Below are 13,542 nucleotides of genomic sequence, written 5' to 3'. Positions count from 1 at the left end.
TCTTGCAGTTATCTCCCCCTTATGTCCACTTTGTCGGGCGACAAGTGCAAGATCGCGGGGAGGGCGGCGTGACGGCGCGACGCGGCGTCGTCGACCTGGCGCGGCGGGCGGTGCGGGGCTCGCGGGCGTACGCACGGGCGGCGGTGCCCGGTGCGGTCGGCGCACTGCCCGACTTCCTCGTCATCGGCGGCCAGCGCTGCGGCACCACCTCGCTCTACCACTACCTCGCTTCACACCCGCGAATCCGCACCGGCACCGGCAAGGAGTTGCAGTACTTCACCCTGCACCACCGGCGCGGCACCCGCTGGTACCGGGCCCACTTCCCGCGCACCGGCTCCGACGAGCGCACCTTCGAGGCCAGTCCCTACTACCTCTTCCACCCGGAGGTGCCGGCCCGGGTGGCGGCGACCCTGCCGGACGCCCGGTTCGTCGCCCTGCTGCGCGACCCGGTCGAGCGGGCCTACTCGCACTACCTGCACACCCGCTCGTACGGCGCCGAGCCGCTGGACTTCGCCGCCGCGCTGGCCGCCGAACCGGACCGGCTGGCGACGGCCCTGCGCGCCGGCCCGGACAGCCGTACCGCGCACGCCGCCCTGCGCAACCACTCGTACGCGGCCCGCGGCCGGTACGCCGAACAGCTCGAACGGTGGTTCGCGCACGTACCCCGGGACCGGGTGCTGGTGCTGCGCAGCGAGGACCTCTACGCCGACCCGGCCCGGGTCTACGCCGACGTGCTGCGCTTCCTCGGCCTCGAGCCGTACACCCCGGACGGGTTCGCCCGGCACACCCGCCGGGTCGACCGCGGCGAATCCGGCCTCACCGACGGGATCCGCGCCGAGCTGACCGAGGCGTTCGCCCCGCACAACGCCCGCCTCGCCGACCTGCTCGGCTGGCCGGCGACCTGGTGACCGGGCGGCCCGGCCGGCCGGTCACCGGGCGTACGGCTCAGCGGGCCGGCTGGTAGTCGCCGGTCAGCCGGCCGAGCTTCAACGCCAGGTGCAGGCAGAGCCGCTCGTTGCCGTCCTTCAGGTCGGTCTCGGCGAGCTGTTCCACCCGCTGCAACCGGTAGTAGAGCGTGGTGCGGTGCAGCCGCAACCGCTCCGCCGTGGCGTGCGCGTTGCCGGCCAGGTCCAGATATGCCTCCAGGGTTTCCAGCAACACCTGGTTGGCCTCGTCGCGCAGCAGCCGTTCCAGGCCGGGATGCACCCCGCCGACGTCCAGGTGCTGGTCGCCGAGCCGGGTCAGCACCCGGTAGATCCCCAGGTTGGACCAGGCGACGATGCGACCCAGCGCGGAGAGCTGCACACCGACCCGGGCCGACTGCAACGCCTCGTCGTACGAGCCGAGCCCTTCGGCCAGCTCGTCGTAGGTCTGTCCGATGCCGACCACCGTACGGGTGATCGAGGCGAGCCCCCGGGTGGTGTTCTGCAACGCCTCGTCGAGGTGGGTGGCGGCGGCCTCCGGCGCGGGCCGGCCGGCACCGTTCGCCCCACACATCAGCAGCACACCGTGGTCGTGCCGGATCAGGTGCAGGGCGGCCCGGGTGCCGATCCACCGGCGGGTGTGCACCAGCGCCTGTTCCAGGGCGATCCGGCCGACCTCGTCGGGCGGCTGCCCGCCCGGGGTGACCAGGTGGGCAACCAGGGCGGTGGTCGGCCCGTCGGCGGCGATCACGCCCTCCTCCAGCAGCGCCCGTACGGCGTGGGCCCGCGACGTCGGCGCGTCGACGAGCAGCGTACGGGCCGCCTCGGTCTCCCGTTGCGAGGCGAGTTCGCCGAGCAGGTTCTCCCGGTACAGCGCCAGCGACAGGTCGGCGGTCGCCTCGCTGGCGAGCTTGATGTCGTCGTCGGTCATCGTGCCGTCGGCGTCGATGAACCACACGAAGCCCAACAGCAGGTCGTCGTGGCAGATCGGCAGGCAGACCCGGGGGAGCAGGTCGAGTTCGGGGCAGGCGGGGGTACGGACCGGCGTCCGGGACTGGAGCACGCCGGCCTGACGGAACCAGGCGATCACCTCCGGGGTCGTCTGCCGCCGCAGGATCGAGGCCCGGCGTACGGTGTCCATCGGCTCGGCGTGTTCGCTGTAGACGACCACCCGCTGGCGCCGGTCCTCGATCAGCGCCGGCCGACCGACGCGCGCGGCGAGTCCGTCGACGATGGTTTGCAGCTCGGCCAGCATCCAGCTCCCCGCGTTCGTGCCAAGTTCAGACGTTTAACATTTCGCTGATCTTGTCCCGGCGCAAGTCCTCGACCCGACAGAAGTTCTGTCCGGCCCGCCGCGTCTCTCAGCATCTGTCCGATGACCGGTGTGACAGCAGTCTCTACCGTTCGGCGTACCTGACGGTGTCCGGCCGGCCAGGACTGGGACCGTGCGGGAGGAATGGGATGACCGGTGCGACCGGGATGGCCGACCTGGACGGTATCGACGGCGTAGACGGCGACCGGCCGTGGCGCGGTGTCGTGGCGGCCCTCGTGACGCCGTTCGGTGCCGACCTGCGGGTCGACTTCGACCGTCTCCAGGAGCACGTCCGGTGGCTGGCCGCCGAGGGCTGCGACGGGTTCGCCGTGGCCGGCCCGCTGGGGGAGTACCAGACCCTGACCGACCGGGAGCGGTCCGACGTGCTGCGGGCCGTCGTGCAGGCGGCGCCGGCGGACCGGTCGGTGCTCGCCGGGGTCAGCGGGTACGGCAGCCACCAGTCGGCGTACTGGGCGGAGCAGGCGGCCCGGGCCGGGGCGCACGCGGTGCTGGCCCTGCCGCCGACCGGTTACCAGGCCCGCCCCGCGGAGGTCGTCGCCCACTACCGGGAGATCGCGGCCGCCGGGCTGCCCGTGGTGGCGTACAACGACCCGGGCGAGACGGTGATCGACCTGACCCCGGAACTGCTGGCCACGGTCGCCGAGATCGACGGCCTGGCCGCCGTGCAGGAGGCGAGCGGCGACGTACGGCGGTTGCACCGCATCCGGATGCTCTGCCCGCACGTCGACGTACTGGCCGGTGTGGACGACCTGGTCCGCGAGCTGGTGGTCTTCGGGGCCGCCGGCTGGATCGGCGGGCTGCCCAACGCGCTGCCCCGCCAGGCGGCGTGTCTCTACCGCCGCTTCGCCGACGGTGACGCGCACGGTGCCACGGCCCTGTACGCCGCGCTGTATCCGTTGCTGAGCTGGGATTCGCGGCCGGAGTCGGTGCAGGCGCTCAAGTGCACGATGGAGGTCGCGGGCCGGTACGGCGGCCCCTGCCGGCCGCCGCGGGTGCCGCTGCCGACGGTCGACGCGACCCGGCTGCGCCGCGACGTCGAGCGGGCGCTGGCCGCCGCCGGCCACTGATCCATCACCGCCGTTGCCGTGGTCGGGCGGCTGCTCAGGAGCTTGTGAACAAGCTCCTTCAGGTGTCGGAAGTCCTCCGTTCACCTGCCGACATATGCATGGTGACGGGCGTGTCGCCGGCCTCATAGATTCCCGGCACGGCGCACGTTTCAGCTCTTGACCCCCAAGGTCGTGCGCCGTTCCACCCTCAACGAGAGGTGACTTGATGCACCTTGTCAACGCCAAGCGACCGCGCGTGCGACGCTCGGTGATGGTTGCCGCGGTGGCGACCGCGCTGGTCGCTTCCGTGGCGACCACGCCGGCGTCTGCCGCTCCGGGCAACCCGGCCGGCAGCAACGCCCCCTTCGGAGTGATCGATCCGCAGAACTGGCAGAACCCCGACGCCATGACGTGGAACGACTACAAGGCGATCCCGAACACCAACTGGGCCGACCCGAATGTCCGGGGCTCGGTCCGCAACTTCAACATCGCGCTGGTGACGCTGGACTACGTCGACCAGCCGTTCGTGATCACGCAGCGGGCCCGGTCGTCTATCTTCGGCAACCCGCAGTCGACCGCCGCCAACATCCCGCGGGACCAGGTGGCGACGTTCTACAAGGACTTCCTGAACACGCCGAACACCCTCAACAAGGGCCACACGCTGCACGAGTACTGGATGGAGGACTCGGAGGGCCGCTACGGCGTGGACCTGACCGGCTTCGGTCCGTACACGCTGCCGCACAAGTCCTACCACTACGGTATCGACAACAGCATGAACCCCGGCATGTGCCCCAGCGGGGAGACCTGCAACCGGAACATCCGGACCGACGGCCTGGGCATGTGGCGCGCGGCCATCGGTGAGGAGGCCGCCAGCCAGTTCGAGCTGATCTTCATCCTCGGCGCGGGCCAGGACGAGTCGGCCACCTGGCAGGAATTCGGCGAGATGATGTTCCAGACCAAGGAGGACGTGCCGGACGCGTGGGGCCCGCCGGACCCCAACATGCCGAACTACGCGCGTACCCGGTACGTCGAGTGGACCTCGTGGAAGGCGGCGGCCGGTATCTGGCCGAACGCCGGCGGCGGCTCCTCGACCCAGGCCGAGAGCTCCGGCATGGGTGTCTACGCCCACGAGCTGAGCCACCTGCTCACCATCGGTGACAACTACAACAACCCGTACGGCACACCGCTCCGCCGGGCGTACACCGGCATCTGGAGCATGATGTCGCGCGGGTCGTTCAACGGTCCGGGCGGTCCGCACACCCGTTGGCAGATCCCGCCGGTCAACGGTGGCTCGATGGGCTCGCTGCACACGCTGCGCGACAAGATGAAGATCGGTCTGATCGGCGAGGAGAACGTGCTGCGGCTGTCCCGTGAGGCCCTGGCCTCCTCGGGCCTCGTGGTTGCCGAGATCACCGCGCGTGCCGTCCAGGCCGGCCCCAACGGCCTGACCGGTATCAACATCGCGATGAACAAGGACCTGTCGCCGGCCTGCACCGTCGCCACGAACCTGCACTGCGACGGCGGCAACTTCAACAACTACACCGTCGAGGTCGTCGACCGGATGGGTGCCGACTCGTTCACCCCGGACAGCGGTGTGCTGCTGAGCAAGACCAAGAACGCCGACAGCGCGCCGTTCCAGTGGGTCATCGACGCGAACCCGCAGGACATCGACATGATCGACTTCTACAAGCCGGACGGCACCCCGCAGAAGATCACCATGGGTGACTACCGGCAGCTGTCGGACGCGCTGTTCCACGCCGGCACCAACTCCGGCAGCGAGTTCGAGTACATCGACGAGGCCAACCGGCTGCACTTCTTCGTCCTCAACCTCAAGCGCGACCAGGACGGCGTGCTGAAGTACACGGTCGCGGTGAAGTCGCTGGACGGCACCGGCGGTCCGAGCACCCACGGTGTCAACCTGTCCAAGGGCACCGTCACCACCCCGAACAGCAAGCCCACCAACCGCGGTGTGACCTGCTCGTTCGACCTGACCAACACCGGTAGCTGGTCGGCCGGTGGCCAGGCCCACCCGGAGAACGTCAACGCCTACACCAAGTCCGACGTCTACCGCCTGTCGGCGGAGGTCGCCGGTCGCGGCTGGCGCGTCGCCCTGCCGAACGAGCTGGCGACCGCCAAGTTCGGCCAGTCCACCACCGTGAACGTGTCGGTCGGTGCGGCTGCCAACGCGGCGGACACCGGGTTCGTGAAGCTCACCGCCACCTCGGTGAGCGACCCGACCAAGACCCTCACCAAGCAGTGCCGGGTCGAGAAGTGATCTGACCCAGCGCGGCAACGGGGGGTCTCCGGTGGCGCACCACCACCGGAGACCCCCTCCCATTCCGAGGTCAGACTGTTCAGGTGATCGGGCCGATCCGATCCGTTCGATCCGGGAGGATCCATGACTCGACAGCATCGTCGCCGCCGACTGGTGGCCACGCTGCTCCCGCTGCTGCTGGCCGGTGGCGTCACCGCGGGCTGCACCGGATCGGATCCGGCCGAGGACGGCGACCCGATGACGATCCGCCTGCTCGTCCGGGAGTTCAACCTGCGCGAGATCGGGGTGGACTGCGCCGGCAGCGGCGCCTACCTGTTCGTGCACCGCACCGCGCCGTACCGCCTCGTCGACGGGGACGGCGCGGAACTGGCCAGCGGGGAGCTGCCGACCGGCACCTCCATCGCGGCCTTCGAGGAAGACCTGGAGGTACCCCGGGTGCCCACGTTCTGCGAGTTCGCCGTACCGGTCACCGTGCCCAAGCGGGACGCGTACCAGCTCGTCATCGACGACCGGCCGCCGATCGCCCTGACCACCGACCGGGAGAACCCCGAGGGCGGCCCGTCCCTGGTGGCGGTGATCCCGTGAGGAAGAAGCTACTGCCCGCGATCCTGGTCGCCGCCGCCCTGGTCCTGGGCGCCTGCACCGGCGGCGACGACACTCCGGAGAAGCGGGCCGGGGGAGCGCACGCGCTGCCCGGCCCGGCCCCGACCGGCCTGGCGCTGAAGGCGCCGCCGACCGACTCGCCGACCGCGCCCCGCTTCTCGGCCACCCTCACCGACGGCACCGACGTCGACGTGAGCACCCTGTGGGCCGACCGCCCGGTCGTGCTCACCTTCTTCAGCTCGTGGTGCACCATCTGCGCCGACCGGCAGGACGCGATGAGTGAGCTCGCCCGTACCTACCAGGACCGGGTCGTCTTCCTCGGCGTCGCCGGTGAGGACGAGGCCGACCCGCTCGACGAGTACCTGCGTACGCACAAGGTCGAGTATCCGGTGGTGCTGGACGAGTCGATGAACGTCTGGCGGGCGTACGCGGTGCGGGAACCCCCGGCCGTCGTCATCCTCAGCAAGGACGGCCGGCTGCTGCGCGGCTGGCCCGGCGGCATCGACGCCGCAACCCTCGACACGCAGCTCAAGGAACACATCCTCGGCTGAGTCCCCGCCGACCCCGACCGCCCGCGACCGACCGTCCACGCTGGACGACGGGCGCGGGCGGTCGCCGTTCAGGACCAGTCGTGGGCGGTCGCGGCGATCAGCTTCGCCGACTCGGCCGGATCGAGCGCGGCCTCGCACAACTGGTCGTACGCGTACGCGAACCGCTGGCTGCGCGGCGCCTCCAGGTAGAACCGGCCGGCGAGGTTCTCCAGGTAGGCCACCTCCGGGTAGGGGTCCGGCATCTCGAACAGGGTGAACGCGCCGAACACCTGGGGACGCAGGGTGGCGTCCGGCGGCAGGACCCGGATCTCGACGTCCCGCTCCCGGGCCAGCCGGGTCAGCTGGGTGAGCTGCTCGCGCATCACCCGGGCGTCGCCGAACGGCCGCCGGAGCACCGCCTCGTCGACCACGACCGACAGGCGGGTCCGGCCCGCCTCGACCACCCGCTGGCGCTCCATCCGCCGGTCGACCCAGCGGGCGACCCGCTCGGGACGTACCTTCGGCCCCTCGACCAGGCGGACCGACGCCTCGGCGTACGCCCGGGTCTGCAACAGCACGTGCAGCATCGCGGTGTCGTACAGGCGGATCGTGGTGGCCTGCTCCTCCAGCCACAGGTAGTCGACGAAGGTACTGTCGTAGACGGCGTCGGAGAAGTCGACGTCCCACTGGTCGCTGCGCCAGGTCTCGGTGCACAGCTGTCGCAGCCGGGCCCGGTCCTGCGCGTCGAAGACGCCGTACAGGTCGAGCAGGGCGACCACGTCGTCGTGTTTGAAGGGGAGTTCGGCGCGCTCGAACCGGCCGAGCGAACTGTAGTCGTATCGCAGGAAGCTGGCGGCTTCCTGCAGGGTCATTCCGCGCTCGACGCGCAGGTCCCGTAACTGAATCCCCAGCCACTGGGCACGCAGGGTCTTTTTCACGGGCTCTTTGAACGGCATGAGAACCTCTCCGCGGTACGAAAATCGGTGCCGTTGATCCAAGCGCTCGCCGCCTGGAATCTGGCCATCGCGGTTTTCGGTGCCCTCCGCCGTGGCGGGCGGAGAGGTGCGGAAAGTCGGCCCCGGGGCGATCCGGGAGGGGTACGAATTGGGCATGCACTGTCTAGCACGGGAGGTGAGTTGCTGGCGAATTCCGGCACCCGGGTGATTGGCACACCGGCTCGAATCCGTCGGTGGTCCTCCGTACTGACGAATCGTCGGCGACCGGCGGACCGAAACGTGTTCGGGCGCCCGGCGAATCCGTGATGAATTCGTCGAGCGCCCGAAAGGGAGAGGCACTTCCTTTTCCGCGGCGGAAGGTCCGTCGCCGCCGGCGGGAGAAAGGGACCGGCCCCCGGGAGGACGCGTCAGGTCGTCTCCCGGGGGCCGCGCCGCGGGCTGGCACTGGCCCGCGACGTGTTGCATGGGTCCGGGCGCCAGGGAGGTCTCCGGCGCCCGGACCCGGTATCAGAGCCCCGCGGCGTGGGCCGCGGCCGTACCGCCCACGATGGGCAGGACGATCCGGCTGGTCTTCAGCGCCAGGTCGATGTTCGCCCGGTTCTGGTCAGCCTGGCTGGAGTACTGCGGGTAGCTACCCACGACGATCACGCCGATCCGGTGGCCCGGCTTGAAGACGTAGTCCTCGGGCAGCAGCGGGAAGTCGTAGTTGTACGCCTGTCCCGGCACCAGCGGCACCGCGTTGCGGATCGACTGGCGGTTCTTGGCGTCGTGGACGCCCTTGGTCACCAGCTCCTGGTCGGCGGTCCAGACCCGGGTCTGGGTGTGCTTGTAGCAGGCGTCGTCGACGGCGCTGCTCTCGCCCCAGCAGTCCTCGGTGGTCAGCGTGATGATGCCGTCGTTGCCACCGCGGTGGTGGACCCGCTCGTCGGTGCCGTAGTCGACCAGGATCACGCCGAAGTGGGTGCTGGTCTTGTCGGCGGCGGCCCGGATCTTCAGCCGCGGCGTGCCGGAGATGTGCAGCGGCGCGGTCAGCGGCTCGGACAGGAACGCCAGCTTGTTCGGGCTGGGCACGTCCGGGTTGTTGATCATGGCGTTCTGGCTCTGCGTCGGGCTGTCCTGCCAGGACAGCGTCGTCGGCTTGGCCACCGGCACCAGGCCGAGGCCGCCGGCGCCGCCGGTGCCCGGCTGGAAGAACACCTCGGTGTCGGTCATGCCCGGGACCGGCCAGTCGGCGTACGTGGCGAACACGTTGGCGGAGCGCTCGACGTCGGCCCGCGGCTCGTCCATGATGCCGTTCTGGATGTCGTGGAGCCAGAAGTCGAACCAGCGGTGCAGGGTGGACACCCACTCGCCCCGACGGAAGTCGAACGGGTCGATGTGGCCGGTCTGGTTCAGCCACAGCTTGCGCGGGATGTCGTACTCGGCCAGCGCGTACCAGTACTTGCTGAAGTGGTCGGCGCGGACGTTGTCGTCGTTGGTGCCGTGCACGAGGAAGACGCTGGCGGTCTGGTTCTTGACCTTCTTGACGTAGCTGCGCTCGTTCCAGAAGGCGGTGTAGTCGCCGTGCTCGTCGCCGTCCTCGAGCGCGAGCTGGTCCCGGACCGGCTTGCAGTAGTCGCGGCGGTCCGGGTTGGTGACGATGTTCGCCAGGTACGACGGGTAGCTGTTGCCCCGGGTGATGACGCCGTTGCTGCGGGTGTAGTCGTAGTACTCCGACGGGCCGCCGATCGGGACGATCGTGGTCAGGCCCTTCACGCCGGTGGTGGCGGTCGCCATCGCCAGCGAGCCGTCGTACGACTTGCCGATCATGCCGGACTTGCCGTTGTGCCAGTCGGCCTTGACGACCTCGCCAGCGGCGTTGCGGGCGGTGGCCCGGCCGTTCAGCCAGTTGATCGCCTGCTTCGCGCTGAGGTTGTCCTCGTTGGCGTTGGTGGTCGGGCAGCCGGTGGAGTTACCGGTGCCGACCATGTCCAGCAGGATCACCGCGTAGCCACGCGGCACGAAGTAGTTGTCGTACCACAGCGGCCACTTGTCGAGCAGCCCGTCGCCGTCCAGGTCGACCTTGAGCTCGGACTCGTTGCCGCGGCCCAGCGTCGTGTAGTACGGGCTGGCGTCCATGATGACGGGCACCTTGAGCCCGTCTTCGGTCGCCTTCGGGCGCATCACGTCGAACGCGATGATGTCGCGCAGCCCGTCGCCGTCGCTGTCGAAGGTGGAATCGATGAAGAGCCGTTCCCGGATCGCGTCGCTGTATCCGAAGACGGGCTGGGTGACCCCGTCGGCGACGACGATCTCCGGGGTGTCCACGGCGAGGGCGTTCGGCGCCGCCCCGAGTACGGCGAGCGCGGTCGCGGCGACCGCCGCCACGCCCACCCGCCATGATCTATGTGTCCGACCCATGCGCACTCCTTGAGGTCCCGAGGTGCGTGCAGGTTATGGGCCGGTTCGACGATCGAACCATATGCACTTGTCGGAACCTGCCCCCGCAGGTCTTCGACGTGGCGCGGAGGCGGGCGGGGGCCATCGTGTGGGTAACGCGGGGGCAACCCGCCGGTAATGCGCGACGGCCGGCCCGCTGGTGCGGGACCGGCCGTCACGGTGTGGATCAGCGCAGGGTGGCGAGGATCTGTTCGGCCGTCCGGTCGCCCTGGACGATGATCGGATTGTCCGAGATGGAAGTGTCGGTGGCATCTGTGGCGTTCGCGCCGGCCGGGCCGGCCCGCAGCCCCGGTGTTGCCGGCAGACTTGCCGACGAACCGGCGGCGGTCCAGAGGACCAGCGTGGTCGCGCCGGCCCGCTCGAACGCCACCCCGGTCACCTGGTCCCGGCTCACCGCGGTGACGGTCGCGCCCCGCGAGGCGGCCACCAGGACCTCCATGATCCGGCCGGCCTCCCGCTCGGTGCCGTCCGGGTCGAGCAGCCCGTAACGCACCTCCGAGCCGGCCCGGTTGTTGGGGTTGTAGGCCAGCGGCAGCCACATCACCTGCCGGATCCCGCCGGCCAGCAGCGCGGTGACCACCTTGGTCATCTCGCCGGCCCGGCTGGCCGCGTCGCCGTCGCCGTCGCGCCAGAACTGGCCGACCTCCCACGCCTCCATCGGCACCCCGGCCGGATTCTCGGCGCGCAGGTAGTCGAGCAGCGCCGGTACGCCGTCCGGATGCTCGTAGTAGTGCACCTGGCGGACCTGGACGACGCCCTCGTCGATCAGCCGTTCGGTGACGGCCAGGAAGGCGACGTTGCGGGCGTTGGCCTCGTTGGTCAGGGCCCGGTCCAGGCTGGCCGCGTCGCGTACCTCGGGGATCTTCTGGCCCCGGGTGCCGATCCGGCGGGCGAAGTACGCCCCGTACGCGCGGACCGCCGCGTCGGTGTCACCGGCCCTGGCCAGCCGGTCGACCACCCCGAACCCGTACGCGACACTGCTGATGCCCGAGTCGACCACCTTCGCCCGCGGGTCGGCCGCGTGGATCGCCTCGGCGGCGGCCCGCACCAGCGTGGCGTAGTCCTCCGGGGTGCCCGACCAGTACTGCGGCGCGTTGACCTCGTTCTCCACCGCGAACTGCGTGACCCCGTACGGCGCGTACCGTTCCACCACCGAGCGGACGAACGCCTGGTAGGTGGCCATGTCGAGCGGCATCGCCGACTCGGTCTTGTTGGCCTGGCCACGGGTGTGCTGGGCGGTACCGCCGGTCGCCCAGCAGACCCCGGTGCGGATCTTCAGGTTGAGCACGATGCCCAGGTCGCGGCTGCGCTGCGCCACCCGGTCGACCGCGGCCCAGTCCACCTGCCCCCGGGTCTTCTCCATGGCGCACCAGGTCAGCTCGTGATAGGTAGCCGAGCCGGAGATCTTGCGCAGGTACGGCGTGAACTGGTCGTAGCGCGACCAGTCCCAGTGCGCCCCGAACGGGTTGGCGCCCTCCGGCACCACCAGCGGCGGCCCGCCGGACGGGGCCGGCGCCGAGGTCGACGGGTCCGGGCCGGGCGGCGGCGCCGGATCCGGCTCGTCGGCCGTGCACGCCACCGAGGCCGCCAGCACGACCGCGACCAGCCCCGCCACCAGGGCCGACCGCCGCCGGCCGGCCGGGTGCCCGGCCCGCGCCCGCATCACCGGTACCCCAGTTCGCGCAGCGTGGACCGGGAGAAGACGAAGACCAGCAGCCGCAGCAGCGGATCGAGCTCCCGACGGTACGTACCGACCCGCGAGCCGTAGATCGGCGCGTCGGTCTTCGCCGCCGCCCGCCGCCGGTCCGCCTCCACGGTGTACTTCGCGGCCACGTCGTGCTGCTTGTCGCCGTATTCCAGGACGTCCGGCTCCCACGGCTCGCCGAGGAACTCGAACAGGGCCCGCATCGTCTTCTCCGGTTCGTTGACCGCGTCCTCGTAACGCAGTTCGTGGTAGCGGTCGGCCGGCAGTTCCCGGCCGGCGGCGCGGGCGGTGTGGATGTAGCGCGGCCACTTCACGACGCACTTCACCGCCGACCAGTAGCCGAACCGCTTGCGGTGCGACACCACGACGTCGCGGCCGTCGCGGATCACGTGCACGATCTGCGCGTCCGGGAAGACCTTCGTCACGAACGGCAGCGACATCGCGTACAGCGGGGTCTTGTCCGCCCAGCGGGCCTTGCCGCGCCCGGTGGCGTAGTCGTGGTGGATGCCGCCGAAGAAGTCGGCGATGCGGCGCAGCCAGTCGTCCTGCGGGAAGCCGAAGCGGGCCAGCCGCTCCCAGTCCCGGCCGACGATACGTTCGAGGTCGGTCAGGAACCGGGTCTCGGGGCCGCAACTGATGCGCGAGTGCGAGTCGAGCACCAGCCGCAGCATCGTGGTGCCGGACCGCTGGCAGCCGACCAGGAAGATCGGTGCGGTGGACGGGGTCGGCTCGGTCACGTACCGCCTCCAGTTTTCGCCGCCACGGGGCCGCCGGCCGCGACCAGGCGTTCGGTCAGCCGGTCGCACAGGTCGCGCACCCGGGGGTCGATCGGTAGCCGGTCGCGGCGCGGGGTCCGCCGCTCGACGTGGGCGGACAGCGCCGGCCGGTACGGGAAGTCGAGGAAGTCGCACATCCGGCCCACCTGACCGGCCGGGTCGGTCACCAGCGCGTCGTAGCCGCACAGCAGGACGTCGGCGCGGGTGTGCAGGCCGAGCCGGAAGAACAGGTCGTTGCGGACGTACCAGAACAGTGCGGCGGCGGTGTGCGGGTCCATCCGCGCGTGGTCGAAGCCGTGGATCAGCTCGTACGTCGCCGCGTCCAGCCGCTGTCCCTGCCAGCGCCCGCCGATCGTGCCGTCGGCGATGGCCCGCAGCGCCCGCAGGTTGGCGTCGCCGAACTTGGCGACCTCGGAGCGGGCCCGGTCGTCGACGTCGCGCCACATCCACAGTGCCCGCCCCGGTGCGAGTCCCGGCAGGGCCAGCAACTCGTCGACCCGGTGCGTCTCGCACAACGGCTTGACCAGCACGTACGCGTGCCGGCTGCGGCGGACCACGGCGCTGAGCACCTCGTCGGAGCGCAACTGGAAGCGGTGGAAGACCTGCCGGTCGTTCTCGTTGCGGACCTCGAACTCGGGTGCGTTGTCCAGGCCGCGGACCAGCATGTTGGTGCCGGAACGCTGCAGGCCGACGAGGTAGACCGGCACCGCCGCGCCGGGCACCACCCTGTGCCGCAGCCGCCAGCGGGCCTTGCCCAGGCCGGTGCGCAGCCGCTCGACCGGGTTGAGCCGGTCCTCCTCGATGAGCCGGCCGATGCCCTCGGTCCGGGCCCAGCGGACGTGCCGGGCGATCCGCCGCGCCGTGTACGTCAGCGCCGAGGGTTCGTCGTCGGCCACCGTTCCTCCTCCGCCGCCGGATGCCACCGGCCGTCGGTATGCCCTCTCCGCCGTCCGTCG

The 13,542-nt window shown here is 70.7% G+C and carries 11 protein-coding genes; 5 read left to right on the top strand and 6 right to left on the bottom strand.

Annotated features, from left to right (window positions below):
* The first annotated feature begins 68 nt into the window (after positions 1–68).
* Positions 69–908, top strand: a complete 840-nt coding sequence (locus tag Prubr_RS03585; protein ID WP_212821605.1) for a sulfotransferase family protein — start codon at positions 69–71, stop codon at positions 906–908.
* Between the two features lie 37 nt (positions 909–945).
* Here the strand turns inward: Prubr_RS03585 and Prubr_RS03580 are convergent, their stop codons facing one another.
* On the bottom strand, positions 946–2,178 hold the full coding sequence (locus Prubr_RS03580; protein ID WP_212821603.1) for a PucR family transcriptional regulator: 1,233 nt from the start codon (positions 2,176–2,178) through the stop codon (positions 946–948).
* Positions 2,179–2,384: 206 nt separating this feature from the next.
* Between Prubr_RS03580 and Prubr_RS03575 the strand changes: the two genes are divergently transcribed.
* The 4 genes from Prubr_RS03575 to Prubr_RS03560 all read left to right on the top strand — a co-directional run bounded on the left by Prubr_RS03575 (position 2,385) and on the right by Prubr_RS03560 (position 6,731).
* Complete coding sequence (locus Prubr_RS03575; RefSeq protein WP_246568273.1) at positions 2,385–3,323, top strand: dihydrodipicolinate synthase family protein; 939 nt, start codon at positions 2,385–2,387, stop codon at positions 3,321–3,323.
* A 205-nt stretch (positions 3,324–3,528) separates the two neighbouring features.
* A complete protein-coding gene (locus tag Prubr_RS03570) occupies positions 3,529–5,577 on the top strand; it encodes a M6 family metalloprotease domain-containing protein (RefSeq protein ID WP_212821601.1) in 2,049 nt (682 codons plus the stop codon).
* Positions 5,578–5,700: 123 nt separating this feature from the next.
* Complete coding sequence (locus tag Prubr_RS03565; RefSeq protein WP_212821599.1) at positions 5,701–6,162, top strand: hypothetical protein; 462 nt, start codon at positions 5,701–5,703, stop codon at positions 6,160–6,162.
* On the top strand, positions 6,159–6,731 hold the full coding sequence (locus Prubr_RS03560) for a TlpA family protein disulfide reductase (protein ID WP_212821597.1): 573 nt from the start codon (positions 6,159–6,161) through the stop codon (positions 6,729–6,731). The genes Prubr_RS03565 and Prubr_RS03560 overlap by 4 nt, the downstream gene beginning before the upstream one ends.
* A gap of 68 nt (positions 6,732–6,799) precedes the next feature.
* On the opposite strand, the gene Prubr_RS03555 is transcribed toward Prubr_RS03560, so the two are convergent.
* From Prubr_RS03555 to Prubr_RS03535, 5 genes are all read right to left on the bottom strand, one after another.
* Positions 6,800–7,648 carry a helix-turn-helix domain-containing protein gene (locus Prubr_RS03555; RefSeq protein WP_212821595.1) on the bottom strand — a complete coding sequence of 283 codons (849 nt, stop codon included), beginning with the start codon at positions 7,646–7,648 and terminating at the stop codon, positions 6,800–6,802.
* Positions 7,649–8,173: 525 nt separating this feature from the next.
* Positions 8,174–10,066 carry a CocE/NonD family hydrolase gene (locus Prubr_RS03550; protein ID WP_212821593.1) on the bottom strand — a complete coding sequence of 631 codons (1,893 nt, stop codon included), beginning with the start codon at positions 10,064–10,066 and terminating at the stop codon, positions 8,174–8,176.
* A 205-nt stretch (positions 10,067–10,271) separates the two neighbouring features.
* Positions 10,272–11,768 carry a hypothetical protein gene (locus Prubr_RS03545; protein ID WP_212821591.1) on the bottom strand — a complete coding sequence of 499 codons (1,497 nt, stop codon included), beginning with the start codon at positions 11,766–11,768 and terminating at the stop codon, positions 10,272–10,274.
* On the bottom strand, positions 11,768–12,547 hold the full coding sequence (locus Prubr_RS03540) for a sulfotransferase family protein (protein ID WP_212821589.1): 780 nt from the start codon (positions 12,545–12,547) through the stop codon (positions 11,768–11,770). Before Prubr_RS03540 ends, Prubr_RS03545 begins: the two co-directional genes overlap by 1 nt.
* On the bottom strand, positions 12,544–13,482 hold the full coding sequence (locus Prubr_RS03535) for a sulfotransferase family protein (protein WP_212821588.1): 939 nt from the start codon (positions 13,480–13,482) through the stop codon (positions 12,544–12,546). The genes Prubr_RS03540 and Prubr_RS03535 overlap by 4 nt, the downstream gene beginning before the upstream one ends.
* Positions 13,483–13,542: the final 60 nt, after the last annotated feature.

The organism is Polymorphospora rubra (genome assembly GCF_018324255.1).
In the GTDB taxonomy this organism is placed as follows: Bacteria; Actinomycetota; Actinomycetes; order Mycobacteriales; family Micromonosporaceae; genus Polymorphospora; species Polymorphospora rubra.
Note: the sequence above shows the minus strand (reverse complement) of the source record. Positions and strands in the feature narration are given on the sequence as shown.

Bases quoted from the DNA above. Each gene is read 5' to 3' on its own strand.
- Prubr_RS03580 (WP_212821603.1), bottom strand. From the start codon at position 2,178: ATGCTGGCCGAGCTGCAAACCATCGTCGACGGACTCGCCGCGCGCGTC.
- Prubr_RS03575 (WP_246568273.1), top strand. From the start codon at position 2,385: ATGACCGGTGCGACCGGGATGGCCGACCTGGACGGTATCGACGGCGTA.
- Prubr_RS03570 (WP_212821601.1), top strand. From the start codon at position 3,529: ATGCACCTTGTCAACGCCAAGCGACCGCGCGTGCGACGCTCGGTGATG.
- Prubr_RS03565 (WP_212821599.1), top strand. From the start codon at position 5,701: ATGACTCGACAGCATCGTCGCCGCCGACTGGTGGCCACGCTGCTCCCG.
- Prubr_RS03550 (WP_212821593.1), bottom strand. From the start codon at position 10,066: ATGGGTCGGACACATAGATCATGGCGGGTGGGCGTGGCGGCGGTCGCC.
- Prubr_RS03545 (WP_212821591.1), bottom strand. From the start codon at position 11,768: ATGCGGGCGCGGGCCGGGCACCCGGCCGGCCGGCGGCGGTCGGCCCTG.